The organism is Pseudoalteromonas galatheae, from assembly GCF_005886105.2.
GTDB classification, from domain to species: Bacteria; Pseudomonadota; Gammaproteobacteria; order Enterobacterales; family Alteromonadaceae; genus Pseudoalteromonas; species Pseudoalteromonas galatheae.
Genome location: NZ_PNCO02000001.1, coordinates 1,186,655 through 1,212,841 on the forward strand (window position 1 = coordinate 1,186,655; position 26,187 = coordinate 1,212,841).

Genomic DNA, 26,187 nt, shown 5'->3' on the forward strand with positions numbered 1-26,187 from the left:
TTATTATTCGGTGTCGGTTGTTGACTCGACTTCAGGCTCTGGTTCAGGTAAAGGCCAGCCACCTAATGCTTGCCACCTGTTGACTATGTAGCAAAAGAGCTCTACGGTGCGCTCTGTGTCGTAAAGTGCGCTGTGTGCTTGACTGTTATCGAACTCTATACCCGCTGCACGACATGCTTTTGCAAGCACCGTTTGGCCTAGAGCAAGCCCTGCAAGTGATGTGGTATCAAAGCTGACAAATGGGTGAAAAGGTGTGCGCTTTATCTTATTACGCTCAATAGCTGCATTTAAAAAACCGTGATCAAAAGCGGCATTATGGGCAACGACAACGGAGCGCTGGCAGCCTGCGGCTTTTTGAGCTTTACGCACAGCTTTGCAAATTTCTTTCAGCACTTCATCTTCTGCAACTGCGCCTCTGAGTGGTGAAAATGGATCAATGCCATTAAATTCAATCGCAGCTTGCTCAATATTTGCACCTTCAAAAGGCGCAACATGAAAGTGTACTGTCTGATCTAAGCTTAATACCCCGTCATCGTCCATTTTTAACATACTAACGGCAATTTCTAGTAGGGCGTCAGTATCTTTATTAAAGCCAGCGGTTTCCACGTCGATAACTACAGGAAAGAAGCCGCGAAAGCGTTTTGAAAATAGCGTTTGCTCGGTATCAGACATAATCTTCTTGGTTTGTGAAATTTAGCGGCCTATTATACTGATACCTCGACAAGAAGCGAGCAGCTTGAGAGCGCTTAGTATGGTACATTTATTGCTTAACTCTAAATAGCGCGAATTGGTAGAGACAAACTCTAGTTTTTAGCATGTTGAGTGCGTGTAGATTAATGGTTGATGTTGTGAGGTGTGGGGTGATCAAGTTATATAAATCAGTAGGTTGGGTTGGTATATCGTTATGCGCCATTGCCTTTAATAGCGAGGCTGCAATGCGGCAATACGCTGCCGAAGCTGATTCATCACATTGGAATGTTGACCAAAACAATCGTTTGAGCTGTGCGCTTAACCATGAAGTTCCGTATTACGGTGAAGCTATATTTTCAAGTAACGCCAGTAAAAATAAAGATTTAACCTTTAACCTCGATATGATGGTACGTCCTGAAAGTTACGATTTTGCAGGGCTTGAATCGGTGCCTCCGCTTTGGCGAGCCGGCAAACCGGCAAGAAGTATCGGCCAAATGAAATTGCTGAAAAAATTTGACGGTGAACTTGAAAATGACGTCGCGTGGCAGTTGCTGACTGAGCTTGAAAAGGGCTACTTTCCCACTTTTTATTATAAAGATTGGCACAACGACGTAGATAAAATCTCAGTTTCTTTGTCGTCAGTGAACTTTAAACAGGCATATTGGGCGTTCTTACAGTGTCGCGATAATTTGCTACCATACAGCTTTGAAGACATTGCTTTTACAGTGATGAACTACAAGAAAAACTCCAGTGAACTGACAAAGTCGTCACGCAAACGTTTAGATATGATCGGCGAATATCTTAAAAATGATCCGAAAATTGAGCAAATTTATATTTCGGCTTATAGCGATAGTTACGGTGGCCGTGATACCAACCTGAGATTGTCAAAGAGACGTGCCGAGGCGATTAAATCCTATATGGCGAACTTAGGGGTCGAAGAGAGTAAAATTATGACTGATGGCTTTGGCGAAAAGCGCCATATTGATACCAACGACAATGCCATTGGTCGTGGTAAGAACCGTCGAGTCGTGATCCAAATTTCAAGACCTTGATGTTGGGGTTGTGGTTTTTTGTAGTTGGTTATGGGTTAGTTGGGTTGTCGGTTGTTGGGTTAAGTTGTCGGCTTAAAAGCCGACCTACGAGCCGAGATACGATGCTGATATCGGTTTTATTCTAATACCGTACTACATGACGCTTTTAATGCATTGGCATGACTGAGCTGATTTTGATAGGTGATGGTAATGGGCTGTGCGGTGTTTATCTCATAAGCCAGTGCCAAATCTAATTCTACGCTTTTACTTTGCCCTGCATTTAGGGTCATAAATTCATTAGCTGAGGGCGCGAGTCGTTTCGCCATGGGTCCTTGATAATTAAGCGACTTACCATTTTGTGTTACCTCTAAAAATTGGCTCCACCAGCCTTCAAAAGGGGTATGCCAAATTAGAAACTTTTCATCATTATGGCCTGCGTTAGTAAAAGTGAAATTAACGGGGTAGGTCATACCTGAGTCGGACCCCTTACTCACACTGCATTGAATGTTACTCTGTGCATTCATCGTTTCCTCTGATTTGGTGGTTGGGGCGGTGTCGTTGCAAGCTTGGAGTAGCATCGCAGCGGTGATCATCATTAGGGGTTTCAACATACTGTTTTTGAGCCTGTTGCCACGCTCATTCCTTTTTTATTTTCAACGTAAATACTTTGCACTATGCTGAGTATTACAGTCGAATAACGAATCGCATACTCTCATGACTAAAAATAATAACAAAGAGTTCAATTCTTTTGCATCGTTTTACCCTTATTACCTCGCTGAGCACAAAAACAAAACCTGCCGTCGCTTGCATTTTATCGGCTCAACCTTAGTGCTCTTGATTTTGCTCTTTGCGCTTGTTTTTGCACATTGGTCTTTACTGTGGTTGTTGCCAATCGCGGGTTATGGTTTTGCTTGGGTAGGGCATTTCTTTTTTGAAAAAAATAAGCCTGCGACATTTCAATATCCGCTGTATAGCTTGATGGGTGACTGGGTCATGTACAAGGATATTATACGTGGTAAAGTACCTTGGTAAAGGAGACTCAGTAGATAATAAAAATGAATGTAAAACAAAGTGTTATAGCCATGAGTTGTGCCGTTTTATTGGCAGGTTGTCAAAGTGTCTCGGCCACTAGCACACGCACGCTGGCAACTTTTAGTGTAGATAATATCCAATGTTACGACCGCAAGACGCAGCCTAGTTATTTTGCCGTTGATTCCCATCACCATTTTCAACCATTTCGCGGAGAAGCGGTGCCGTTTGATAAGCTCGTTACTTGGGCAGAGCGTGCGGGAGTGGTGTTTATCAATGTTTATGGCATTGGTCAAACTTACGAGCGAAGGCCTGACTGCTTTGGTGAGCGTGGTTGCTACAGCCAGTTGATTTCACCCAGCATTCAAAATGACTTTAAAAATGCAAGCAATTATCTTAAATATGGCGCAGATAACGTGCATATTACTTTGTCTATGACCTTTGCTGACTTGCATAAACCAGAGACTATTTTGCCAAAAATGGCACTTCTCGAAGACGAGTTTGGTGACTTATTTCGTTGGATGGGAGAAGTGAATTTAGTCAAAGCGGCGCATTTTGGTAACGGTCATCAAGCGGTAGATAAAGAGACTATCGCCAAGTGGCAGCCGTTTATGGCTGTGCTAAAAGAAAAGCGTATTCCGCTTGCACTGCACGCTGACTTGGGCGATAACAACGCGCCACTCAAATACTTGCCTTTGCTTGAGGAAGTGCTAAAGCGCTACCCAGAAAACGATATTATTTGGATGCACATGGGCGTCTCAAAAGAGTTAAACCAAATTGATCCAGAGCTACACATAAACACCATGGAGCGGCTATTCTCTCAATATAAAAACCTAAAGGCCGATCTGTCATGGCGGATTTTGTACGACTATTACTTTAGCGACCCGAAAATTCAGGCGCAGTATGTTGAATTTATTAATGCCCATGCTGAGCGCTTTTTGCCGGGCAGTGACTTCGTCGCCAGTAAAAACAAACGCTTTTTCGATTATCTAGAAGAAGTCGATATCAATAGTCGAATTCTCGCCGAACTTGATGACAACGCCTTTCGCCGGATCGCCTTAGGTCAAAACTACTTTTCGCTGTTAGATTTACCTTATCGTGCGCCAGAGATTTGTATTAAAGCGTCTCTTTAAGCATGGATAGTACATCGTTTACGTCTAGTTTCATCACCTTATCGGTGTTCGCGAGCAATTGATCCGCGAGGTCTTTTTTATGATGATGGAGCTCGACAATTTGTTCTTCAATCGTGCCTTTGGCAATTAAGCGATAAATAGTAACGGGGCGTGTTTGTCCCATTCTATGTGCGCGGTCTGACGCTTGCTCTTCAACCGCAGGATTCCACCAAGGATCCATGTGAATAACATAATCTGCCGCGGTAAGGTTTAAACCAGAGCCGCCGGCTTTGAGGCTAATCAAAAATACCTCGCCTTCACCTTTTTGAAACGCATTCACGGCCTGCTGACGTGCTTTGCTTGGGGTGCTGCCATCTAAATATTGAAACCGGATCCCGCGTTTTTCCAAGCGAGCTTTAATGAGTTGCAAGTGGCCTACAAACTGACTGAATATAAGCGCCTTGTGATTGTTCTCTTGCAGCTCGTTCAGAAGCTCATCCAATGCCGCTAATTTCGAGCTGGTTATCTGACTTTCTGCCATTAACAGTTTTGGATGACAACAGGCTTGGCGCAAGCGGGTTAGTGCTGCCAGCATTTTAAAGCGTTGTTCATTGGCACTGTCTTGCTGTGTTGACTGTGAAATTTCGTCAATGGCGTTTTGACGCAGTGCTTCGTAAAAGGTTTGTTCTTCTTGGCTCAATTGAATTGGTACATTGATCTCAGTGCGTGGTGGCAATTCGGTTAATACCTGATGCTTCATACGGCGTAAAATAAAAGGCTGGATCAGGTGTTTGAGTCCTTTACGGGCACGGTGTGCTGCTAGCTTATCTTCATTGGCATTTTCAATGGGAGCGGAAAACTTTTCACTAAAGCGTTTGAGGTTACCGAGCAATCCGGGGTTTACAAAACGAAAGAGTGACCAAAGCTCGGTGAGGTTATTTTCTATTGGGGTCCCTGTGGTGATCAGCTTAAACTTGCCTTTGAGCGCGCAGGCGGCCAGAGTACGCTTCGCTAAAGGATTTTTTAGCGCTTGGGCTTCATCGGCGACAATGGTTTCAAAAGTGATAGGCTTTAAGATATCAACTTCGCGCTGTAGCAGGCCATAGCTTAATATCACACAATCCAGTGGTTGCAAGTTGCTCAGCATCTCAGCTCTGGCATCAGAATGTGGAAAGTCAGAAAAGAGTTTTACCGACAAGGTTGGAGCGAATTTTTGGATTTCTTGTTGCCAGTTGAAGCAGACCGATGTTGGCGCGATGACAAGCGTTGGGCCGACATTGGCACGGGCCAATATCATCGCCAGCGCTTGGATGGTTTTACCCAATCCCATATCATCGGCAAGGCACGCACCTGCACCCCAATGGGCAAGTCGCATAGCCCAGTCAAATCCCGCCTGCTGGTAGTCGCGAAGCTCGGCTTGTAATGTTGAAGGAAGCGTTGGAGTCAATGCGACGGCTTGCTGCATTTTTTCGTTTTGCTCTTCCCAAGCCGGCAAGGTTTTCATCCGCATTCCTGTGGTGGCTTCCGCAATTAAAGGTGCAGCTAGCGGGTGAAACTTTCCGCCCTCGGTCGCGTTATTGAGCTGGTCAAGTTGCGCTTTTAACTCACTTGAAAGGGCGAGCACTTGCTCACCGTCCAGCGCAATAAAGCGGCCATTGCTGGTGGCAACCATTTTGAGAAGCTGTTTAAGTTCGATAACTTGGTCATTACTTACTTGTAGCTCGCCAGTCATGTCGAACCATTCATTTTTCTTGCTCATGGCAAGTTGCAAATGTTGGCTTTCGAGCTTGCTACTGAGCTTAACCTTTTTACCTTTAGGCCATCTGAGCTTGAGTGCCATAGGGCAAGGCTCTTGATTAACCACCAGCTCAAGTTCTTGCAGCACCTCTAGCGCTGCATCCATTTCGGCTAAACTTAAGCGATTATCCGTCATCTCCAAAAATAGCGGGCAGTGCGTATCTAACTCATCCAATCTTTGCTGCTCAAGTAACAAGTTTCGGGTGGTGGATAAGCGCTTACCATCGATTTCGGCGCTGACAGTGGCAATACCGTGCCCGGGATGAAAAATCGGCCCTTTTTCGCCAAAGGGCATGACCACGCAGTGAAAATCGAGGCCTTGATGATAAGGTTGAATGTTAATAACAAGCGCTGATTGCGCCTCGATACTATCTAGCCCAGTATCTATATCAGCTAAATCAGACTGTACATTAAGATAAGGTGCGATGGCTTTAATACTCGACAGCACTTTTTGTTTTGCACTAGCAGGCACGGTTAACCCGGATTCACCAATTATCTCAGCGACCTGTATATGTGATTGGTTAAACACAATAAACTCGTAGTGATGCTCAGCTTGCTGAATAAATGAGTAGGTTTGCGGTTGACCAAAATAGCTGGGTAAATTAGGAATAGAGAGTAGCAGATCGTCGCCATGTTGACGGATGTGTAACTCGGGAGATTTCTCGGCAATGGTAATGGCTTGTTTTAAGTCTTCTTCATGGTATAGGTTGGTGGCGCCGACTGCGGCTTTTAACGCTGGAATTCCCGCAAGGGCGTAGTCCACACGACCATTGTAGCCATAACCTGACTGTGGTGCGATGGCGTCGATCAGCTTTTTATCAGATTGGCTGATATAACTAAATTGCTCTGGGTGCTGTTTCAGTTGTTTGCAGGAAATTGGCTTACCTTTTCCCCAGCCTGTTTTACCCCGTTTTTGCTCGCGTGCTAAAAACTCAATATCAAAGCGACCTTGCCTAATTTGCCAAATCAGGCGAAATTGTTCGTCAACTTCTTGGCTGGTATTTGCGTTCGGGTTGAGTGCAATAAGCTTGTCCAATGCCAGATCCCACGCCGTCTTTTTGGCAACGAGATGACTAACATTCAGCTCGGGATTAAACGCAAGCGGATATTGCTCACCGTGCATTGCCAGCATCAACTGCTTTGCAAGCCCAGCAAAAAGAGGTAAAGAGAGGCGCTCAAAAATTGCGATGCAGTCGTCGAGACTGGCAAGTGTTTTGGCATCTAAGTTCTGATTACACCAGAAGTGTGCAAAGCAGTCGAGCAAGCGACCTAAGTAATAGTCAAAAACATGAGATTTCTTCAAGCTTGAATAATTTAAGTGGGCGCTGCTGTAGCTACTGTTTTGCGACAAGCTCTCCGCGCAGTATAACAGCACGTTATTGGCAAAGAAGTTGTTATAAGGTGCTTTGCTGTCTTGGCTTTCAAACTCAAGCTGCTGCGAGAGGGTGTCAAATAATGCGGCATCATGGCTATTGGCTTGTTGCAATAACGCCAACTTATGAAACAAACCCAGTGTTCTACCTAGGTACTGTTTTTTACGTTTGGTGATTTTGTCTTTGGCTTTTAGTGCTTGTTCAAAACAAACGATAAGGTCGTCGTGTTGTTGTAAAAAAGCAATGCTCGCCATAATTTGTGCACTATAAGCGGTTTGGATATTGGCTACCAACGCCTGAGCCTTATCCAATTGCAGGGTATAGATTTGATATTCTGCTAATAAACAGGTCAGTAGCGGGTTTTGTGTCTTTGCTTGAACCTGTGTGAGTATTTCAACTGCATAGCGAATGCTGTGACCACCTTGTAGTAAGGTATAGAGCAAGGTTGCAAAAGCTTGATATTGCAAGTCATCAGCAAGCGCCGAAAATCCTTCAACTGAAAAAGGATAAAAATACAGTGGTAATAGCACTTGATTGGTCTTATGACACACCGCCTGTGGGTCTTTCGCCAGTCCTAAATGGTTGCGGGCTTTTGGCAGTTGATTAATAAATAAAAAATCTCGAATGAGTCGCTGTTCATCAGCAAATTGGCGTTCCCATTCATAAGCATTCAGTACAGGGATAAACTCTTCTGCGGTGTTAAGGATTGCTAAAAACTGGCCGTCAGCCATGACTCGATGGCTTAAACTGGTCGCGAGCTTTAGGTTTATTTGCACTCCATCTTCGTTGAAAGTCACTAACCCGTCTGAGCGCCACTTCATAATTTGGCTATGACTTACACCTTGTTCAAAGTCATTTTCAGGGATGATCTCTTTTGCCACGAGCGTTTGAACTAGGCGTTTGAGCTTGATTGCTGAAACTGGTTTATAGACGACCGCCAGCACACTCAACAGCGTTTGCTCGTGAACAGGCAGGTTATGCACTTGATTGATTAGCGCTGTGATTTCTTCGTTAATTGCTGGTGGAAAGTCTAAATTCATCGTTTGGTCGTAGTGTTCAATTTAAGACACTGAAAATTACCATAATTTAGTCTGAACTGCCACGAAGACAAGCAAAGTCAAAGTCCGTCTTTGGGCTGTGGTGGCTCATTCAATGCACTGAAAACTAGTACTATACAGGTGAACTATCATGAGGGTAAGTAACAAGAAAGATAGAGAGGTGAGGGAGGCGATGCCTCCCTTTTTGTTAGCCTAGCATGTTATACAGTAATGCAGAAACCGCCAGCAAGCCGACGAATAGCAAAAAATAAGTGCCAACGTGGCTTTTGTATTTTTGTAGTGCTGGTACTTTAAACACGGCAATGGTTGGCATGATAAACAAGATCATCGCAATGATTGGGCCTGAGATAGCTCCCATCATGTCCAAAATACTTGGGTTTAATACGGCGCATACCCAAATAGCAACAAACATAAATACCACGCCTAGCTTGTCAGCAAGTTTGTAGCTCATGCTCGTTTGCTTGGTTGCAAGGCCGTTAAAGCTTTCACGTGCACCAAGGAAGTGGCCTAGGAAAGATGAAGTAATCGCGATAAATGCCACAAGCGGGCCAAGCATTTCAATAAACGGATTGTTATACACGTTAGCTAAATAGGATAAAACAGACACATTCGCTGATTTTGCTTCTTCCATTTGCTCTGGTGTTAAAGAGAATACACAGGAGAATACGAATAGCAAAACAAACACTATCAACATAATAGAGGTCGTACGAAGGATCGCTTCTGATTTTTGAACTGCCTCACTTTTGTAGTGACGACGCTGCACGTTGGCAAAGCTAGAAATGGCGGCTGCATGGCTAAATGAAAATACTACGATAGGTACGGATAGCCAAAGCAGTTCGGTTAAGCTCGCAACATCAGGCGTGCTTACCACTGGCATTTGCCAGTTAGGCACTAAATAGAGTGACAAAAACAGTAGTACCCCAACCAACGGGTAAACTAAAATAGCAAAAGCGCGCAGGAGCAGCTTTTCGCCACCGAGCATGATGGCAATCATCCCGGCAACGAGCAAACCAGAGAGTAAAATGCGAGATGGCGACTCAAAGCCAAGCTGATTGACGATAAAGCTGTCAACCGTATTGGTTAAACCAACACCATAGATAAGCAAAATAGGGAAAATAGAGAAAAAGTAAAGTAAGGAAATTAAACGGCCAGCACCTGCGCCGAAATGCTCTTCTACTACATCCGTAAAATCAGCGTTTTTTTGCTTTGATGAAAGGACGAACCGGGCTAATCCTCGGTGTGCTAAATAGGTCATAGGGAAGGCAAGCACGGTCATGATAACGAGTGGCCAAAAGCCGCCAATACCAATGTTAATTGGCAAGAATAAAATACCTGCTCCGACCGCAGTGCCAAATAAGCTTAATACCCAATGTGTGTCGTGTTGTGTCCAGCGCCCATTGTCGACGGTATTCATCTCCATCGCTGCTTCAGAGGAATTACTCATATACTTGTTGTCCTGGATTTAGAATTATAATCGAGCGCATCATATAAAAAATGACGAAGTGTTGCATGTATAAACCGTCTACTCCGAGGAGTTATGCGGTGAATAACGCTTGTTTGGCTAAAACTTGCACAAGGTGTGGCGGGTTCTTAATCGGTTTTTGTAAATCTAAGTCTGCAAATGTTCTTAATTGTTACCACTGACAATGAATTGCTAGCCGACTTATAAATAAATTTTTATTCTAGTTTGCAAAGAGAATTAAAATAACCAAGTGGAAAAGTATGTTCAAGCTAAACTCTCTATTGCTCGCTTCAACTTTGTTGGGAAGCTTTGCTGCTAATGCAACGATTGTTGAATTTCAAACATCTCATGGTAGCTTTCAGGTCAATCTATTTGATGAAAGTACTCCGAAAACCGTGGAAAATTTTTTGAAATACGTAGATAACGGACGCTATTCTGATACAGTAATTCACCGCGTTATTCCCGACTTTGTTGTACAAGGTGGCGGATTTAAGTATGAGGGTAACATCCCTCTCGACGGTATCAATACTTACGATGCCGTAAAAAATGAGCCCGAGTGGTCAAACGTAAAGGGCACGATTGCCATGGCAAAGTTGGAAAACAAGCCAGACAGTGCGACTAGTCAATGGTTTTTTAACTTGGTCGACAACAGCAAAACTTTAGATGCCAAAAATGGTGGCTACACGGTGTTTGGAGAGGTTATCGGTAATGGTATGGAAATATTAGAGGCGATAGAAAAAATTCCTCGCTGCGGTAATGTGCCATTAGTTAACTTTACTGATGAACAATGCAAGGATAATAATAGTGAACCAGGTGCCGCTAACTTTGTGACGATAAACGCAATTACGGTTCTAGATGATGACCCTAAATCAGCACAGGGTCTTAGCCCTAAAGCAAATACCTTGATTGATCAAGTGCCTGATAAGCCTTCAACTGACTCTGATTCATCTGGCGGTTCAATGTTTGCCGGCCTTATGTTGTTGGCTGGTATTTTCGGTCTCAGACGTAGATTTCATAGGTAACCAAGTCACTTTGGTTGCAGATGCTAACAATAGCATCACAGTCCCTAGTTAACCTGATCTCAGGTTAATAACTTGGAAGCGCACTTCGGTGCGCTTATTTCTTTATTATTAAGTTATTCATCTTCGCCAAACAGAGCAATTGCTTTTGTCGTCAAACTATACTGATCACGGCCATCCGTTTGGATAAGCCCTTCATTGAGGTGAGTGGTTACAACATCTTCGAGTAGGTGTTGATCCGCATGTGGGAGTGAAAAAGTGTGATGATTGATATCACAAGATTCTGGAAAGCTTGCTTTCAGCTTAGACAGCAACATTATCGAATACATATTCTGTAAACGTTCCATAGCCGACCCTTTTATTATTCCAATTTTTGCGAGAACAATCCTAACAGTAAAATTGTAATCCTGTCTATTTTTTGTTCTTTTTTATATGGTGATGAGTTGCACTATTTTTGGTTTTCTGCAGGTGGGATATGCTTTCGTAGACTAAACGAGCCAACATACGGTTTGTAAGTTGGCCCGATTAGTGTTTAAAGTTTGTGAGCTACTTTTGGTTACTTACTTCAGTCACACTCTTCGCCACTTTCAGAGGTGCATAGAGGACTTGCAAACAAAAACCCCCAAATAAAATCCGTTTGCAATACGTCTAGCGTCGCTTTGTCGTTGTTATTATAGAACCACTCTGATTTAGGCACATTGTGAACGCTTTGCTGGTAGCCAAAGTCACTTAGCTGGCGCTCGAACACACTAAGTTTGAAAAAGTCAGCGGTCTTGACTTGCTTTGTTTCGCCATCTGCGGTGATCTCTTTCATAACCTTGTGAACCCCAGCTCTAGAATGGCAGCTTATACAACTAGACTGCTGCATAAAACCACCTTCTGTAATAGAGTTGCCAAGTAAGGTTGAATGTCCCATGTGATCTGTAAAGTTGACCTGAGAACCTTTGAGCCTAAAGTGACTCCAAGCGCTATCTTCAGGATCCGGTTCATGTTCACTCGTACTTTGACCTTGGGCGATACCGGTATTCTTCAAAAGCGCTCTTAAAGAAGCGCTCATTTCTTCTGCTTCGTATTTTAAATCTCTGTTGTAAACAATACTTGGAGAGTTTAATTCATCGCTTCGTTGTTTTGGACTGACGTAATTGAGTCCTACATCATCTTTTGATTCTGCTTTTCGATTAAAACCGAAGGCATCATTACACCCTGTGAAATCACACCGACCAAAATTGTCGACATGTTCAAAGGTGGTCCAAACCCATTGTGGGATGTCTTTTGATGAAATATGAAATGCTAAAAGATAGTGTTTACCAACGATATCGCAGAAATTTTCTGGTTTTTCTTTGGCATTACATGAAGTTGGGTCTTTATCTTCGGCTAGGCAAACGGATGTTTTCAGTGTTTTGGATATATAACGATTAGTATCTTGTGGGTAGCCCAGCTCGGTAGCAAATTCATGATATAACCAGTTGCTCTTTATCATGATGGCATCAGGGGGAAGATCGATAGTCGATAGCTTTGCTTTAGTCGCTGTAGTATCTTGCATGACGGATTGATTACGGCTATGAAATGGTGCATTTTTCTGCTGATTCTTGTTATTATTTTCGAATACATCAAGCACACCATCAGCGTTATATAAGTTGTTTCTGAATAAATAATCGTGGAAAGGTAAGTTGCGTACAGTCACCTCAGAGTTTATCTGCCGAATAATCCTGCCTTTACTTTCATAACCCGACTTGGGGATCAGCACTCGTTTGACATGTTCAACTTGTGCAGGTGTACAGATGTTTGTACCTGTGATTTCACCATGCGCTTTTAGGTTTTTGTTTCTCATTGCTGACAGCACTGAGGGTCGGCCTGTTGGTATTAACTCTGAGTGTTCACTAAGAAGTGATTGCGCTTCTTTATCCGAAAAGTGATTTAGCTTTTTGAGAGTTCGAGCATATTGTTTTGCAGGGAAGGTTGGGCAGTGTTCTTTGTTGTTACTTGCACTGCCAGGTGTGCAGCATTTATTTTTTGCCGGAGATTCACTCTCGCTACACAGCGGGTAGGGGTATTCGGGCCAATTAGCTCTTTCTTCTGCCCAGTTTGACCAAAATCTATCATTAACAACTTGGGTGAATAACTGCCAAGAAAATGCATCGGGGCAGGTCATTGCAGGGTTTGTAACATTTTTTCCATATTGATATTTTTTATTTGTTTTGCTGTACGTGAGCTCGCAAAATTCAGCATCGCGAATATCAGCATTAAAGTACATAGAGTAGTCTATATCGTTGGGAGTTCTGGTGTCTTCACTTTGTGCTGCAAAGCAGGACAATAAGCAAACGGCGACGACGGGAATAGTATATTTCATGACGGCTTCCTTACAGGGTTTTATCACCATAAGGTTAGAACGAAATGCCGAACTTACTAATTACATAAGATTACACCGCTTAGGTGCCTTTATGATCGGGTAATTTCTACTATTTATTTGGGTACTAAAGGACAATATTTTGCCATTGACTTGATATGCCTACTCAGTGGTTAAGTAGGCATATGATTGGCGATAAATTAAACCGCTTCGGCTGCTTTTTTCGCAAGGTATTCGTCATAGGTACCTTGGAAGTCAATGATTTGTCCGTCTTTGATTTCCCAAATACGCGTAGCAAGAGAAGATACAAACTGACGATCATGCGAGACGAAAAATAGGGTGCCTTCGTACTGCTCTAAAGCCAAGTTTAGAGACTCGATAGACTCCATATCCATGTGGTTAGTTGGTTCATCCATCAGCAGAATATTGGGCTTGTGCATCATGATCTTGCCAAATAGCATACGGCCTTGTTCACCACCTGAGATGACCTTAACTGACTTTTTGATGTCGTTTTGAGAGAACAGCATACGGCCTAGGAAGCCGCGCACAACTTGCTCATCATCGCCTGGTTGCTGCCACTGCTCCATCCATTGGAAAAGGTCGAGGTCTTTTTCAAATTCGTCAGCATGATCTTGCGCGTAGTAACCAATGTTGGCGTTTTCTGACCATTTATATGCACCTGACAGTGGTGTTTGGCGGCCTGCTAGGGTGTTGAGGAGGGTGGTTTTACCCACGCCGTTTTCACCGATAATCGCGACCTTTTCACCAACTTCAACCAGTGCGTTTAAGTTTGAGAATAACGTCTCTTCGTAACCTTGTGATAAAGATTCAAGCTCTAGGGCATTACGGAATAGTGGTTTTTCCTGCTCAAAGCGAATAAATGGATTTTGACGACTTGACGCTTTAACTTCTTCCAGCTGAATTTTGTCAATTTGCTTAGCACGAGATGTGGCTTGTTTTGCTTTTGATGCGTTTGCAGAGAAACGCGAAACAAACTGTTGTAGCTCGGCAATTTGCGCCTTTTTCTTCGCGTTATCTGAAAGCAGGCGCTCGCGAGCTTGTGTTGCCGCAAACATGTACTCATCGTAATTACCAGAGTAGATTCGCAGTTCACCATAGTCGATGTCCGCCATGTGTGTACATACTGAGTTTAGGAAGTGACGGTCGTGAGAGATGATGATCATAGTACAATCACGTTGATTCAATACGTCTTCCAACCACTTGATAGTGTAGATATCCAAGTTGTTAGTTGGTTCGTCTAGGAGCATGATATCTGGCTCTGCAAATAATACCTGTGCTAGCAGCACACGTAGCTTCCAGCCTGGAGCAACCTCAGACATTAGGCCATAATGCTGCTCGGTTGGAATACCAACACCGAGGAGTAATTCACCGGCTTTTGCTTCAGCGGAATAGCCATCCATTTCAGCAAATTGCGTTTCAAGATCGGCAACACGCATGCCGTCTTCTTCGCTCATTTCAGGTAATGAGTATATGCGATCGCGTTCTTGCTTGATTTCCCACAGCTCTTTATGACCCATGATCACCGTGTCTACAACCGTATATTGCTCGTAGGCAAATTGATCCTGATTTAGCTTAGCGATGCGCTCGTTTGGATCGTAGTTTACGTTACCTGCACTTGGCTCAAGCTCTTTGCTTAGGATTTTCATAAAGGTGGATTTACCACAGCCGTTAGCACCTATTAGGCCGTAGCGGTTGCCGTCACCAAACTTAACGGAAATATTCTCAAACAGTGGTTTTGCACCAAACTGCATAGTGATGTTGTTACACGAAAGCATAAATTTGACTCATTACTTACAATTGCGGCGATCCTAACATTTATGGGTGACAAATGATGTAAAAAGTTTGGCTAACTCACAGATTACTTTTGTAGTCGAAATAGCAAAGGTCTGGCCGTTAAAAATGCACCGTCAAGAGACTTTTTATTTACGATATTGTTAAGCTTTATTTACTAATTTGATGGTTAAATGTTAGTCTATTCTAATTCAAAAGGGTGATTTGCAAAACTAACTTTGGTGAACAAGGATGAGAATAGTTGAAGAGAAACATAATTGGTTGATTGACCAACAAATCGATGAGCTGGAAGTTTTACCACCCCATACCACAACAGCTCATTTACCGTCAGAAATTAGAACGCAGCTAAAGCCTCATGCCAGTGATTGGATAGTATTGCGACAAAGACATAATTGGCGCCATGTTAAGCGTGACGAGTTTACTCGCGTTTTTATAAAGACTAAAAAGGGCTTACAAAGTGTAAAGTCTGGTAGCGTTGCCGATTCTAGAGAGCAACTCATCATCGTCAAGCGCAGGTCCTATTTCAAAGCCGAGAATAGAAACAACGCCTTTGCAAGCAATGGTGGGGTTGATCCTAATCAGCCCATTGGCGGATATCAATCAGACCAATTAACATCTTTCGATCAGGTATTGGCCTCTATTAACGTTGATAAATCACCTGAGGTGGCTGAAAAGCGCATATTAGTGTCGCTGGAGGGGGAGTTGGCGGTGAGTTTTGTGATCCAAGGCGCTGATACCCCCACGTTGTCGAGAGCCTCTGAAGGGGCAACGCAAACGCCTCTCGTATTCGGAAAGTTGAGTGAAGATGGCAGCTATAGCCTAAAAGCAAAAATCCTGGGGGTGCCGGAGCAGGTGCTTTTTAATAATGTGCCATATGCTGACTTACTTGATATAGAAAAAGTAAAAGCACTTAAGATTGGCGCTGAGGGCGGAGTGCAGCTGATTAAACACAATGTTTCAGGCGAGGGCAATGTACACCTACATTTTATTAGCGAGCCTCCGAGCATCGGGATCTTCTTTGATGGTACAGGCAACAATAAATACAACGATATTTTGGACCCCTTTGATGATAAAGAGCCGACGAATATCGCTAAGCTCCATGAGTTGTATAAAATGGATGATAAATTTCATTTTAAACACTATGTCGAAGGCGTAGGCACTAAGGCAGGAGAAGATAATAGTACAATTGATTTAGCCGTTGCCTACTCATTTGATGAAAGGTTGATAGAGGCGATTGATTTAATCGAAACTTTCGTTAAGAGTAAAAGCTCCATTAGCTTATGCAACACGATTTTACTTGATTGCTTTGGATTCAGCCGTGGCGCAGCGGCAGCAAGAGCGTTTGTTAATCTGATCAATGAAATGAGAGTAAAGCAAGATACTAAGTTAGCGAATAAAGAGGTGGTATTTCGCTTTGTTGGAATTTTCGATACTGTCGCTTCGATAGGAGGGGATGGGGATAATTATCATGGTGAACTGTATGCTAAAGATGAGTTAGAGAAGGCAGCTAGACTCGATCTTAATCAAGCCAGTGCAGGGGCTGTGTATCACTTAACGGCTTGGGACGAGCGGCGTGATAAATTCCCACTAAGCTCATTAAAAAATAAAGATGGTAGCTTGTTTTCTAACCATAAAGAAGATTATCTGCCAGGCGTTCATTCTGATATTGGAGGCGGGTATGCCCCTATCAGTATTGATATTGAATATCCTTTAAAGCGCATTCGTGGCATTCCAGGTGAGCCACAGCATGAAGCAAAAGTACAACAGGCAAAATTAGCAATTGAACAGAGATATCAGTGGCCAGGTATTGACGTAGATATGGTCTATCGCTTTAAAAGACTAAGATATGGCGCTAGTCGCTCGGGAAGAGACAAGGATATTTACACCACATATCGGCCCGTTTGGAGGCGTAAAATAGATAATACCCTTGCCCATTATGGACTTCACCAAATGTATAACGAGGCGGTGCAACATGGCGTTCCGCTAAAAGAAATGGCGCGTCTTCAAAGTATCTACCCCTATGAACTTAGCAACGAGGTCGCAACTTTGGTACCAAAAGCGCTTAAAGCTGGGCCAACAAGCCAAGCTTGGCAGAAGTTATACGAGCATTATATTCATATTAGTTCTCGGTTTACGGGATTTACGGATAAACTGGCTCACGGTGAGGAAACAAAAGCAAAGTACGTGACTGAAAATGGACAAAGGGAAATGTTTTACAATAATGCAAAAGCGCTACCGCAGGTGCAAGTGTGGAAAGCGTATAAAAATGGAAATAAATCAATTTGGAGAAAAGGATGATCAATAAGCTCTATACCGTTTTAATGGCAGTAATGCTGCTTTGTAGCTGCTCTTCAAGTACAGAATTGGTTAAGTTGCGGATAGGTGTATCTGCCTATGAAAATAGTGACCTAATGGTTAAGCTAGTGTTTGACGACAAGTTTTCTCCACCAGCAGGCTCAATAGGTTGTTGTTGGGGTAATGCTAATGCAAATAGTACGTTTTGGGGAGCTGAAATCCCGCATAAAGTGAAAGCACAATGGTGGGATTATAAACAAGGAAGGCATTACAACGCTGAGTTCAGTGTACAACGTGATAAAGCATACAAAATCGCAAAAAACCTGCCTAGTATTACCTTCCACACGGGAGAGGTAAAGGAAGATCTTGTCCCTCAGATTATCTTTGGTTTTGGTGAAAAGGGTGAGGTAAAAATGTGGATCTCTAATGCTCCATTTGATGGCGTGAAAGGGCGGATTTTAGAAGAAATTGGTTCAGCACAGGCGACTTGGGAGCCTTTTGAATTAACCGATGAGATGTTTAATTAGCTAAGAAAAATGTCCACTATTTATGCAGATAACAGTAAAGTAGGAGAGTACGGCAGCGAACCGTTTTTTGGATATTAGGCTTACAAGAGGAGAGTTTTATCACTCTTCGTCTACCCGATATGTTGAACAAAGTGATCGCATCGAGTTAAATTGTAGTTCGATTTCTTGCACTAGTGCGCTCGCGTGGCTTGTGCAAGAAAGTGGCTCGCCGACAATGACGTCGCAATTAAATGGCACAAATAAAGCTTCTCCTTTGGGTAAAGAGCGGCCAAGTCCATGCATCATAATGGGGTAAACGAGCACCGGCTTACAATCGCGAGTGAGATGAAAAATACCTTTCTTTAACTGCGTCATTTTTTCAGGTTCACCACGAGACCCTTCAGGAAAAAAAATCAAGATTTCACCTTGCTTTAACGCTTTATGGCATTGTTCAAAGAGCTGTGTTTTGCGTGTAACTTGCTTGCGATTTAGAGGAATGATCCCAATAACATTGAGTGCAAACCAAGCGATATATCTGTTGGCGAGAAAATAATCTGCAGCGGCTACGGGGCGTATCTTATGTATCATCCTTAATGGAAACAAGCTCATTAATACTAGGGTATCCAAATGGCTATTATGGCTTGGCGCGAGGATAGCAGGCCCATGTGTTGGTAGCTTATTGCGATTAACAACGTTGAGCCCTAGTAAAATTAAAACCACTGGCTTAATAATCATCCCAAAAAACAGTATCTTTAAAACGCGTGCAAGCATAGTTTAATAGTGCAGATAGTAAAGGTAATGGAAGAATAGTGGTGAAGTGTAGAGTAGGCTGTCCATCCTATCTAAAATGCCACCATGGCCGGGGATCATGACCCCTGTGTCTTTAATTTGTAAATCCCGTTTAACACTTGAAATAACTAAATCACCAAAAAAACCAGTAACAGCTATTAGGAGCCCTGCGCCTGCGCCTTGTAAGGTCGATAGTGGCGTGAGTGCAGGGGCAACAAAACAAGACAATGTGGCAGTAGTACAGGCGCCACCAATAAAACCTTGCCATGTTTTGTTGGGGCTCACTTTTGGGATGATTTTATGCTTACCAAACAGCTTTCCCCAAACGTATTGGCAAACGTCGTTAAATTGAGTAGTAAACAGTAAATACAATACCAGACCAATGGCACCCGCCTCACTGTTTTTGACCGGCAAAACTAACAAGTAGCCAAGGTGACTAATAGAGAAAACACACAACATGACGGCCCAGTTAAGGATCCCAGCTGACTTTATGAATCCTTTTGTATCACCGATGAGCACCATTCTAATAGGGATAAATAGAAAGATATAAACAGGAATAAAGATAATAAACATGCCATACCACTGAGTTGCAACCCAATAATATTGCAGTGGGATACTCAAATATAGCCAAAAAATAGCGCGCCTATCGGTTTGCCGTCCTGGCACTATGGACAAAAACTCTTTTAATGCTAGAAAACTTAAAAAGCCAATAAAAGCAAGTGCGAAATGTATGTTGGAGGCTAATACGACAAAAAAAGCGCCAATTATCCACCACCAAGATTGGATCCTGAGTTTTAATTCTTGATGATCCGTATCTCGTTGTATTCGGCTAATAACTAAATAAGCAAGCGTTGCGGTGATTAAGATGAGTCCTACCAACGCCATGGCATACAAAGAATGATCAGGGACGTTAAACATCGCGTTTGCCCTCAAGGTATTGATAGGCAAGGATAGCTCGTTTAAATAACGTGATGAATGAACCGACGCTAATGATAAGTAATGACGTATATAACACAGCCCCTTGTTGCCAGAATAGAGGCTCTATAGTTGTAAAAAGGCATGCAAATGTAAGTAAAGCCATTCGGTGTTGTTTCGCCATAGGCCCACAAAAATTGGCAGGAGCCCCTGTACTCGTTGCTAAGGTTCTGACGTAAGCGGTCATAATTGCAAGCGTTGCCGCACACCAAGCAATATCGATTGCGTAACTAAATTGAGGGACTGCATAGCCCACAGCAACAATGATGAAAGCATCAGCAAATCTGTCTGGCATATCGTTAAAAAGTTCACCAGATGCGGTACTTTTCCCACCTTCCACAGCGACCATACCATCGAACAAATTACACAGTAAGCGAAATTGAATGCATATGGCGGCAAGTAGAGGCAAAAGCCAAATGAGTAGTCCAGAAGACAGTGGTAACAAAACAAGAGAGATTGCTGAGCAGGCTGCAAACAGCACGCTGAGTAGTGAAATAGTGTTAGGAGTGATATTTTTATTGCTAAGCCATTTGGCGACGCGCTGAGCATATGTGCTTGAGCGTACCTTGAGTGGACGCCGACTTGATTTGTCTTCCATGATTTCCTTTTCCTTAGAATACGCATTCTTCAGCTCTTTTGAAGAAGGGATGATCTTTGTCGTTGTGCCGAGCCAGTATAAATGATCTGTGATAGGTCAACAAGGTACTACATATTGGGTTTAGCTTTAACACTTGAGATGATGTAAAGCGGAGAGACTGAAGAAGAATATTTACATTGTTTTATTAAATTCCACCGAAATAAATTGCTATTTGGCACTATCTTGGGTCACATTACTGATCGCAATTAAAATAATATAACATTTAGGATTGGAATATGCGTATTAAAGCTATCTCCGCGGCCATGGTGTTGGCCTTTTCTCAGTACGTTGCTGCCGATGAAGGCATGTGGCAACCACATCAACTACCTGAACTTGAATCTATTTTAAAGTCTAAAGGACTGGAAATTGATGCTAAGTCAATTTCTAAACTCACTGAATTCCCGATGAATGCGGTGATTAGCTTAGGTGGCTGTACGGCGTCATTTGTCTCTCCTAAAGGTTTAGTGGTGACAAATCATCACTGTGCATACGGCTCTATTCAATACAACTCAACAACAGATAATAATATTCTTGAGAATGGCTTTTTAGCAAAACAGCCAAGTGAAGATCTACCTGCGGCACCGGGCTCACGGGTTTATGTGACAAAAGAAGTGTCGAACGTAACGGATAAAGTTAATGCCGGTACTGATTCGCTTACCGGTAAAGCACGTTTTGATGCCATTGACAGTAAGCGCAAACAACTTGTTGCTGAGTGTGAGCAAGATGAAAGCTATCGCTGTAATGTTTATACCTTTCATGGTGGATTGGAATATTACCTCATTAAATCTTTAGAGATAAAAGACGTCCGTCTGGCATATACACCAGCGATGGGCGTGGGCAAATATGGTGGCGATATAGATAACTGGATGTGGCCTCGTCACACCGGCGACTTTGCTTTTTACCGTGCATATGTGGGTAAAGATGGTAAGCCAGCTGAGTTTTCTAAGGATAACGTACCTTATAACCCTGAGTCGTTTTTGAGTGTGAGTGCAAAAGGCGTGCAAGAGGGCGACTTTGTGATGGTGACGGGTTATCCGGGTCGTACCAATCGCTATCGTATTGCTTCTGAAGTGGATTATGTATTTAACACGGTTTACCCCATGGTACGCAAACATAACTCTAAGTATGTGGAACTGATTGAAGAAAACGCACCTGAAGGTTCTCAAGCTCGTATTGCTTACGAAAGCACCATTGCGGGTTACAACAACTACATCAAAAACTTTGGCTCTATGATTGAGAGCTTCAAAAAAGGCAGTATGTATAGCCGCAAGCAGCAATTTGAGCGTGATCTTAGCACTTGGATTAATGCTGATGCAGACCGTAAAGCAAAGTATGGTGCTGTACTAAACGAATTGAGCGAGTTGGTTGCTCAATCTCAAGCTCATTATGAGCGTGATATGATGGTTGGCTATATCCATCGCTCACAAATGATGTCTACTGCGCGTAAGCTTTATCGCTTGGCGGTTGAAAAACAAAAGCCTGATGCTGAGCGTGAGAGTGGCTATCAAGAACGTGATATGCCAAAAATCAAAGCGGGGCTACAGCGTATGACGCGCCGTTATGATGAAACAGTTGATAAAGCGATTATGCTTTACTTCATGGAGCTTTATGCAGCCTTGCCAAAAGAAGCGCGTTTAGCTGAAGTAGATAAGCAGCTTCAACTTGAAAACGGCTTCAATAAAGCAAAGCACCAAGCGCTGCTAGATGAGATGTATGCTAACTCTAAGCTTGCTGATGAAAAAGCCCGTCTTTGGATGTTAGATTTAGAGCTTGAGCAGTTAAATCAGAGCTCTGATCCATTCATTCAATATGCAAAAGCGATTTTTGCAGTGATGAAGCAAATCGAAGATGAAGAAAAAGAATTGGCTGGTAAGCAGCAATCTGCACGTCCTGCTTTGATGGAAGCTATTATTGCTTACAACAAATCTCAAAATAAGCCAGTTTACGCGGATGCTAACAGCACACTCCGTGTCACTTACGGTACGGTAGGTGGTTATTCACCGCAAGATGGCTTAGTGGCAACGCCATTTACCTCGCTTGAAGGACTGTTGGCGAAAAATACTGATGTTGAACCATTTAACGCGCCTAAAAAGCAGCAGCAGTTGATCCGTGAAAAAGTATATGGTCAATATACAGGTGGCATGAATACCGTACCGGTGAATTTCCTTTCTAATGTGGATACCACAGGTGGTAACTCGGGCTCGCCAACCCTGAATGGGAAAGCGGAGTTAGTGGGTTTACTCTTTGATGGTGTATATGAAAGCATTATTGGTGATTGGGATTACGATAAGAACCTGAACCGCTCAATTCATGTTGATTCGCGTTACATGTTATGGGTAATGGACAAGGTTGATAATGCGCAAAACCTGTTAGATGAAATGAAGATAGTAAAGTAGGTCGACCTTTAGGTCGACAACCATCCTTACGTTTAAAGGGTAGCCTTTGGGTTTAAACGTTAGTCGGCCTAAAGGCCGACCTACGGGTGATATCAATTTGTCGAAAAACAATGCCGGCCATGAGGCCGGCATTATTATGTTACTTTGCCATTAACTGGCGGATATAGTTCACCGGAGCACTACCAAAGCTTAAGAATTCTTCGTGGAATGTTTTTAAGTCAAATTCCTTTCCAAGCTTTTGTTTTTGTGTCTCGCGGAAGTCGTAAATTTCGCGATAACCAGAATAGTAGCTGGTTAATTGCACTTGGCTTAAGGTCGCACGACGCCATTTACCCTCTGCTTCTGCACGTTCTTGGAAAGCACCATTCATCAATAGATCTAATCCTTGCTCTTGGTTTATCCCTTTGACATGAATACCGTAATCTAGGATGGTGTTACAGATCACGCGTAGGTTCCACTTGTAATACATTAACCACATTTCAGGCTCAAAGTTGCCATAGCCTTCTTCTAGCATCATGCGTTCAGTGTAGACCGCCCAGCCCTCAACCATTGCGCCGTTACTTAAGATGCTTTTTATTAGCGATGGAGACTCATTTGAGTATACCAATTGCGTGTAATGGCCAGGCACGGCTTCGTGAATGTTTAAGATCTGCAGGATCCAACGGTTGTATTCGCGAAGGTATGATTCAGCTTGTTCATCGTTCATAGAGGTGAGTGGAGACACATTGTAATAGGTGTTCTCATTTTTGTCGTATGGGCCTGGTGCACTGATTGAAGCACCAGCAAAGCCACGCATGTACTCAGGCGTTTCGCGAACAACCAGCGGTTTTTCAGGATCTAGAGTGATGAGATCTTTTTCCATGACAAATTTTTCTAGCTCTGGAATTTGCCCCTGTATTTCGCTGACAAAGTCTTCACGTTTTACATGTTGTAGCGAGAGGTGCTTAATAAGTGTGGCTATTGCATCAACGTTAGACTCTGGGCGTGGTTTATCTGCAAAGTACTTTGGCCACAGCTTATTGGTGATTTTAACCATTTCATTGGTAACACGGGCCTTGTCAGCCAGTGCTTTCTCATACATTTGCTTTGCGGTATAACCAGATTGAATATCAAAAGCAAACTTCTCTTCGTACAGCTTCTCACCAATTCTAAATGAACGTGCGTTACCACTTGCTTTTAGCTCTGCTTCGAGATTAGTAAGGAAAGAAACATATCCATTTATAGCTGATTTAGCCGCAGCAAAGCGTTGTTTAAAGAGCGCTTTTTCCTCTGCTGTTAGCAATGAAGTGGCAAGCTTATCAAGTAACTCATCGTTTAATACACTAAAAGCGCCTTGGTTTTGTGCAATCGCCAGTTGAGTATATTCAAGGGTTGGATTGCTAATATTATGCTGTGCGGCTTCATAATAGGCTGGCACATTTTGTAGACGCGTGAGCACTAGTTTTAGCTTTTCGTCGTCGGTTTTAAAACGGCTGTTTAAGATAGTTGCAAAGCCATAGGAAACATTGTAGTTCGATGGATTCCATTGCCAGCTTTTGAAGGCTTCAATGTGCCAGATATCGCGCTTTAGACGATTTTCAATTAAGTAATAATCAATTTTTTGACTATTGCTCAAATTGGCAAGATCAAACCGGTATAACTTCGCTAGCTGTGTTCTAGAGAAGGCAACACTCTCGTCACGGCTCGCTTGATTCGGTACCGTAATGATATCATCGTACTTGCCAAAACCTGCCCATAGTGAGGCTTCTGGGTACTGCTTCCATAAGTCATTGATAAATTGCTGAGAAAACTCAGCGAATTGTGCATCTTTTGCTACTGTCTGCTGTGAAATTAAAGGCGTCGTCTCGACAGACGAAGAAGAAAGTGAGCAGCCAGTCAGGCCCATTGCCATGGCTAGTGCCATGCACAAGGCAGTTTTTTTCATTATTGTGTCCTATTTAATGGTTTTCGCTATCATAACAAGATTTCGCTTTGTTTGCTTTGTCTGGCTCATCCAACCACACCGCACCGTTAGCCTCTTTGGCAACGATGTCATCTGGGTTGTAGATAGGACACGATTTCATCGATAAGCAGCCACAGCCAATGCAACCATTGACATAATTTCTTAGACGCTGCATGTAAGCAATTTTCTCATCCAACTTTGCTTGCCAGGCTTTAGATAGTTTGGCCCAGTCTTCTTTGGTTGGTGTTCTTGAATCGGGCAGGGTATCGAGGGTTTCTTTTATCTCGCCAAGGGTTATCCCCATCTTTTGGCCCGCTTTAATAATGGCAATACGGCGCAGTACATCCTTTTTATAACGGCGCTGGTTACCGTTATTACGCCAACTGCGAATAAGCCCTTTGTTCTCATAAAAATGCAGTGCAGACACCGCAACGTCAGCTCTTTGAGCAACTTTACCGACACTGAGATTTGGTTCGTCTCTTAATAATTTTTCAGTTTTCATAAATTAATGCTTTACCTTAACTTAAGGTGAGGTTTTAAGGTTGCACCTAATTTAATATTAATGCAACTGGAATTGAACCTTATGAAAACAGTCGTTATTTACTCAAGCTCAAACCCCAATGGAAATACCTACCAATCTGCAAAGGCACTAGCAGAAGAAAAAAGAGCGGAACTCATCTACTTAGACCGTTATAAAATTGGTGAGTATTGCTATAAACATTCTCACAGTGACGATGACTTTGTTAACCTGTTTAGATGGGTACTCGGTTTTGAGCACATTATTTTTGCATCCCCTGTTTATTGGTATGCTGTAACACCAAGAATGAAGGCATTTATCGACAGAATAACCGACTTTATGGACATCGAAGCGCTAAAGCCTGAGCTCAGAACGCTGCGCGACAAGCAGTTTTCGATTTTATCAACCTCATGCCAAGAGAAAGCACCAGCACCATTTACTGAGATGCTGGTGGGAACCTTTGAGTATTTGGGTATGAAATTACAAGAGCAGCATCATGTTCATTACCCTTACGCCGATTAATAGCAGTGGATTTTGTTGGGTGGGGCTGTGTGACGATAGCTTTTAAAGATCGCTGCGTGAAGCAGCGCCTACTCTGGAGTAAAACCAGTCTGATATAAGGCGGTTTATCCACCGAGCAGTTTGTGACTGGTGTATATTTAGATGAGGGAAAGGGCTTTAAAGATCGCTGCGTGAAGCAGCTCCTACTCTGAAGTAAAACCAGTCTAGTAGGAGGAGGTTTACCCGTCGAGCGGTTTGTGGCCGGTGTATATTTAGATGGGGGAAAGGGCTTTAAAGATCGCTGCGTGAAGCAGCTCCTACTCTGAAGTAAAACCAGTCTAGTAGGAGGAGGTTTACCCGCCGAGCGGTTTGTTGCCGGTGCGTACTTGCAAAGGCCGAAAATATTATAGAGTGTTATTAGTTTGAGTCTTAACTGTGGCAACTTGGCTCATTAATTAACGCAGCGTAAAACGTCAAGGAAGAAATATGAATATCTCCGAGATACAAAAAGAAAGAACGATTATTTTACCAGAAAAATATTTAGTGTTCGTTGCGAGTGTAGACGCGGGCGAGGACTATTTCTTCAACGAGTTTCCTGAAGAGTACCCTGATTTCGAAGGCCGATGCTGGGCTTTTTATGATGAACCACTCTTAAGTGAAGAAGTTGAAATGATTGGTATCGGTAAGGCACCTGCACATCAGCAACTAGCGCTTTACTTAAAATGTTATCAACAAAGCACTAAAAAAGGCGAAATTCATTCGCCTGAAGGGCTGATTTCTATTAGTCGAGTCGCCAATGCTTTTGTTATTGCAGAAGATGACGGTGATTTTTTTATCTAGACCCTGAAGATAGTTTTTCGGTTTGGATATTTTATCACGATGGTTGTGATGTAAAGAAA

At 43.0% G+C, this 26,187-nt stretch carries 21 protein-coding genes; 9 read left to right on the forward strand and 12 right to left on the reverse strand.

The genetic code is table 11. The features are described 5' to 3' along the window. Nucleotides 1-3: 3 nt before the first annotated feature. Entirely contained in the window at nt 4-672 is a 669-nt protein-coding gene (gene rnt, locus CWC29_RS05195) for a ribonuclease T (protein WP_138521861.1), read from the reverse strand. Nucleotides 673-836: 164 nt separating this feature from the next. On the opposite strand from rnt, the gene CWC29_RS05200 reads away from it, so the two are divergent. Beyond that, nucleotides 837-1,742: a flagellar protein MotY gene (locus CWC29_RS05200; protein WP_128727812.1), complete on the forward strand. Its 906-nt coding sequence runs from the start codon at nt 837-839 to the stop codon at nt 1,740-1,742. 116 nt (nt 1,743-1,858) lie between these two features. On the opposite strand, the gene CWC29_RS05205 is transcribed toward CWC29_RS05200, so the two are convergent. Then, nucleotides 1,859-2,317: a DUF5067 domain-containing protein gene (locus CWC29_RS05205; RefSeq protein ID WP_235956527.1), complete on the reverse strand. Its 459-nt coding sequence runs from the start codon at nt 2,315-2,317 to the stop codon at nt 1,859-1,861. A 118-nt stretch (nt 2,318-2,435) separates the two neighbouring features. On the opposite strand from CWC29_RS05205, the gene CWC29_RS05210 reads away from it, so the two are divergent. Together CWC29_RS05210 and CWC29_RS05215 are read left to right on the forward strand one after the other, a co-directional pair. After that, on the forward strand, nt 2,436-2,753 hold the full coding sequence (locus tag CWC29_RS05210) for a DUF962 domain-containing protein (protein ID WP_010606470.1): 318 nt from the start codon (nt 2,436-2,438) through the stop codon (nt 2,751-2,753). 50 nt (nt 2,754-2,803) lie between these two features. After that, a complete protein-coding gene (locus tag CWC29_RS05215) occupies nt 2,804-3,883 on the forward strand; it encodes an amidohydrolase family protein (RefSeq protein ID WP_235956528.1) in 1,080 nt (359 codons plus the stop codon). Here the strand turns inward: CWC29_RS05215 and CWC29_RS05220 are convergent. Next, a complete protein-coding gene (locus CWC29_RS05220) occupies nt 3,867-8,072 on the reverse strand; it encodes a DEAD/DEAH box helicase (protein ID WP_138521855.1) in 4,206 nt (1,401 codons plus the stop codon). The genes CWC29_RS05215 and CWC29_RS05220 overlap by 17 nt on opposite strands. 205 nt (nt 8,073-8,277) lie before the next feature. Beyond that, nucleotides 8,278-9,534: an aromatic amino acid transport family protein gene (locus CWC29_RS05225; RefSeq protein WP_138521853.1), complete on the reverse strand. Its 1,257-nt coding sequence runs from the start codon at nt 9,532-9,534 to the stop codon at nt 8,278-8,280. A 278-nt stretch (nt 9,535-9,812) separates the two neighbouring features. Between CWC29_RS05225 and CWC29_RS05230 the strand changes: the two genes are divergently transcribed. Next, a complete protein-coding gene (locus CWC29_RS05230) occupies nt 9,813-10,574 on the forward strand; it encodes a peptidylprolyl isomerase (protein ID WP_138521851.1) in 762 nt (253 codons plus the stop codon). A 113-nt stretch (nt 10,575-10,687) separates the two neighbouring features. Here the strand turns inward: CWC29_RS05230 and CWC29_RS05235 are convergent, their stop codons facing one another. The 3 genes from CWC29_RS05235 to CWC29_RS05245 all read right to left on the reverse strand — a co-directional run bounded on the left by CWC29_RS05235 (nt 10,688) and on the right by CWC29_RS05245 (nt 14,714). Further along, nucleotides 10,688-10,918 carry a hypothetical protein gene (locus tag CWC29_RS05235; RefSeq protein ID WP_128727805.1) on the reverse strand — a complete coding sequence of 77 codons (231 nt, stop codon included), beginning with the start codon at nt 10,916-10,918 and terminating at the stop codon, nt 10,688-10,690. Between the two features lie 218 nt (nt 10,919-11,136). Continuing rightward, a complete protein-coding gene (locus tag CWC29_RS05240; protein WP_138521849.1) occupies nt 11,137-12,921 on the reverse strand; it encodes a hypothetical protein in 1,785 nt (594 codons plus the stop codon). 197 nt (nt 12,922-13,118) lie between these two features. Then, nucleotides 13,119-14,714, reverse strand: coding sequence for an ABC-F family ATPase (locus CWC29_RS05245; protein WP_095727709.1), 1,596 nt, complete (start codon nt 14,712-14,714; stop codon nt 13,119-13,121). A 247-nt stretch (nt 14,715-14,961) separates the two neighbouring features. Here CWC29_RS05245 and CWC29_RS05250 point away from each other — a divergent pair, with 247 nt between their 5' ends. Then, nucleotides 14,962-17,028 carry a T6SS phospholipase effector Tle1-like catalytic domain-containing protein gene (locus CWC29_RS05250; protein ID WP_138521847.1) on the forward strand — a complete coding sequence of 689 codons (2,067 nt, stop codon included), beginning with the start codon at nt 14,962-14,964 and terminating at the stop codon, nt 17,026-17,028. Next, nucleotides 17,025-17,552: a hypothetical protein gene (locus tag CWC29_RS05255; RefSeq protein WP_138521845.1), complete on the forward strand. Its 528-nt coding sequence runs from the start codon at nt 17,025-17,027 to the stop codon at nt 17,550-17,552. Before CWC29_RS05250 ends, CWC29_RS05255 begins: the two co-directional genes overlap by 4 nt. A gap of 99 nt (nt 17,553-17,651) precedes the next feature. Here CWC29_RS05255 and CWC29_RS05260 read toward each other — a convergent pair whose 3' ends face one another. The 3 genes from CWC29_RS05260 to CWC29_RS05270 are packed head-to-tail and all read right to left on the reverse strand — an operon-like array spanning nt 17,652 to nt 19,893. After that, complete coding sequence (locus CWC29_RS05260; RefSeq protein ID WP_209319024.1) at nt 17,652-18,266, reverse strand: lysophospholipid acyltransferase family protein; 615 nt, start codon at nt 18,264-18,266, stop codon at nt 17,652-17,654. A gap of 39 nt (nt 18,267-18,305) precedes the next feature. Then, nucleotides 18,306-19,238, reverse strand: a complete 933-nt coding sequence (locus CWC29_RS05265; protein ID WP_128727800.1) for a phosphatidate cytidylyltransferase — start codon at nt 19,236-19,238, stop codon at nt 18,306-18,308. Next, nucleotides 19,231-19,893 (reverse strand): CDP-alcohol phosphatidyltransferase family protein, encoded by a 663-nt coding sequence (locus CWC29_RS05270; RefSeq protein ID WP_128727799.1) that lies wholly within the window; start codon nt 19,891-19,893, stop codon nt 19,231-19,233. The genes CWC29_RS05265 and CWC29_RS05270 overlap by 8 nt, the downstream gene beginning before the upstream one ends. 275 nt (nt 19,894-20,168) lie before the next feature. Between CWC29_RS05270 and CWC29_RS05275 the strand changes: the two genes are divergently transcribed. After that, complete coding sequence (locus CWC29_RS05275; protein WP_128727798.1) at nt 20,169-22,328, forward strand: S46 family peptidase; 2,160 nt, start codon at nt 20,169-20,171, stop codon at nt 22,326-22,328. 139 nt (nt 22,329-22,467) lie between these two features. On the opposite strand, the gene CWC29_RS05280 is transcribed toward CWC29_RS05275, so the two are convergent. After that, entirely contained in the window at nt 22,468-24,252 is a 1,785-nt protein-coding gene (locus CWC29_RS05280) for a DUF885 domain-containing protein (RefSeq protein ID WP_138521840.1), read from the reverse strand. Nucleotides 24,253-24,265: 13 nt separating this feature from the next. Beyond that, nucleotides 24,266-24,772: a redox-sensitive transcriptional activator SoxR gene (gene soxR / locus CWC29_RS05285; protein ID WP_138521838.1), complete on the reverse strand. Its 507-nt coding sequence runs from the start codon at nt 24,770-24,772 to the stop codon at nt 24,266-24,268. An 81-nt stretch (nt 24,773-24,853) separates the two neighbouring features. Here soxR and CWC29_RS05290 point away from each other — a divergent pair, with 81 nt between their 5' ends. Continuing rightward, nucleotides 24,854-25,309 carry a flavodoxin family protein gene (locus CWC29_RS05290; protein ID WP_138521836.1) on the forward strand — a complete coding sequence of 152 codons (456 nt, stop codon included), beginning with the start codon at nt 24,854-24,856 and terminating at the stop codon, nt 25,307-25,309. A 465-nt stretch (nt 25,310-25,774) separates the two neighbouring features. Beyond that, nucleotides 25,775-26,128, forward strand: coding sequence for an SMI1/KNR4 family protein (locus CWC29_RS05295; protein WP_235956529.1), 354 nt, complete (start codon nt 25,775-25,777; stop codon nt 26,126-26,128). The last annotated feature ends 59 nt before the right edge of the window (nt 26,129-26,187 follow it).

Bases quoted from the DNA above. Each gene is read 5' to 3' on its own strand.
- rnt (WP_138521861.1), bottom strand. From the start codon at position 672: ATGTCTGATACCGAGCAAACGCTATTTTCAAAACGCTTTCGCGGCTTC.
- CWC29_RS05200 (WP_128727812.1), top strand. From the start codon at position 837: ATGGTTGATGTTGTGAGGTGTGGGGTGATCAAGTTATATAAATCAGTA.
- CWC29_RS05205 (WP_235956527.1), bottom strand. From the start codon at position 2,317: ATGATGATCACCGCTGCGATGCTACTCCAAGCTTGCAACGACACCGCC.
- CWC29_RS05210 (WP_010606470.1), top strand. From the start codon at position 2,436: ATGACTAAAAATAATAACAAAGAGTTCAATTCTTTTGCATCGTTTTAC.
- CWC29_RS05215 (WP_235956528.1), top strand. From the start codon at position 2,804: ATGAGTTGTGCCGTTTTATTGGCAGGTTGTCAAAGTGTCTCGGCCACT.
- CWC29_RS05220 (WP_138521855.1), bottom strand. From the start codon at position 8,072: ATGAATTTAGACTTTCCACCAGCAATTAACGAAGAAATCACAGCGCTA.
- CWC29_RS05225 (WP_138521853.1), bottom strand. From the start codon at position 9,534: ATGAGTAATTCCTCTGAAGCAGCGATGGAGATGAATACCGTCGACAAT.
- CWC29_RS05230 (WP_138521851.1), top strand. From the start codon at position 9,813: ATGTTCAAGCTAAACTCTCTATTGCTCGCTTCAACTTTGTTGGGAAGC.
- CWC29_RS05235 (WP_128727805.1), bottom strand. From the start codon at position 10,918: ATGGAACGTTTACAGAATATGTATTCGATAATGTTGCTGTCTAAGCTG.
- CWC29_RS05240 (WP_138521849.1), bottom strand. From the start codon at position 12,921: ATGAAATATACTATTCCCGTCGTCGCCGTTTGCTTATTGTCCTGCTTT.
- CWC29_RS05245 (WP_095727709.1), bottom strand. From the start codon at position 14,714: ATGCTTTCGTGTAACAACATCACTATGCAGTTTGGTGCAAAACCACTG.
- CWC29_RS05250 (WP_138521847.1), top strand. From the start codon at position 14,962: ATGAGAATAGTTGAAGAGAAACATAATTGGTTGATTGACCAACAAATC.
- CWC29_RS05255 (WP_138521845.1), top strand. From the start codon at position 17,025: ATGATCAATAAGCTCTATACCGTTTTAATGGCAGTAATGCTGCTTTGT.
- CWC29_RS05260 (WP_209319024.1), bottom strand. From the start codon at position 18,266: ATGATTATTAAGCCAGTGGTTTTAATTTTACTAGGGCTCAACGTTGTT.
- CWC29_RS05265 (WP_128727800.1), bottom strand. From the start codon at position 19,238: ATGTTTAACGTCCCTGATCATTCTTTGTATGCCATGGCGTTGGTAGGA.
- CWC29_RS05270 (WP_128727799.1), bottom strand. From the start codon at position 19,893: ATGGAAGACAAATCAAGTCGGCGTCCACTCAAGGTACGCTCAAGCACA.
- CWC29_RS05275 (WP_128727798.1), top strand. From the start codon at position 20,169: ATGCGTATTAAAGCTATCTCCGCGGCCATGGTGTTGGCCTTTTCTCAG.
- CWC29_RS05280 (WP_138521840.1), bottom strand. From the start codon at position 24,252: ATGAAAAAAACTGCCTTGTGCATGGCACTAGCCATGGCAATGGGCCTG.
- soxR (WP_138521838.1), bottom strand. From the start codon at position 24,772: ATGAAAACTGAAAAATTATTAAGAGACGAACCAAATCTCAGTGTCGGT.
- CWC29_RS05290 (WP_138521836.1), top strand. From the start codon at position 24,854: ATGAAAACAGTCGTTATTTACTCAAGCTCAAACCCCAATGGAAATACC.
- CWC29_RS05295 (WP_235956529.1), top strand. From the start codon at position 25,775: ATGAATATCTCCGAGATACAAAAAGAAAGAACGATTATTTTACCAGAA.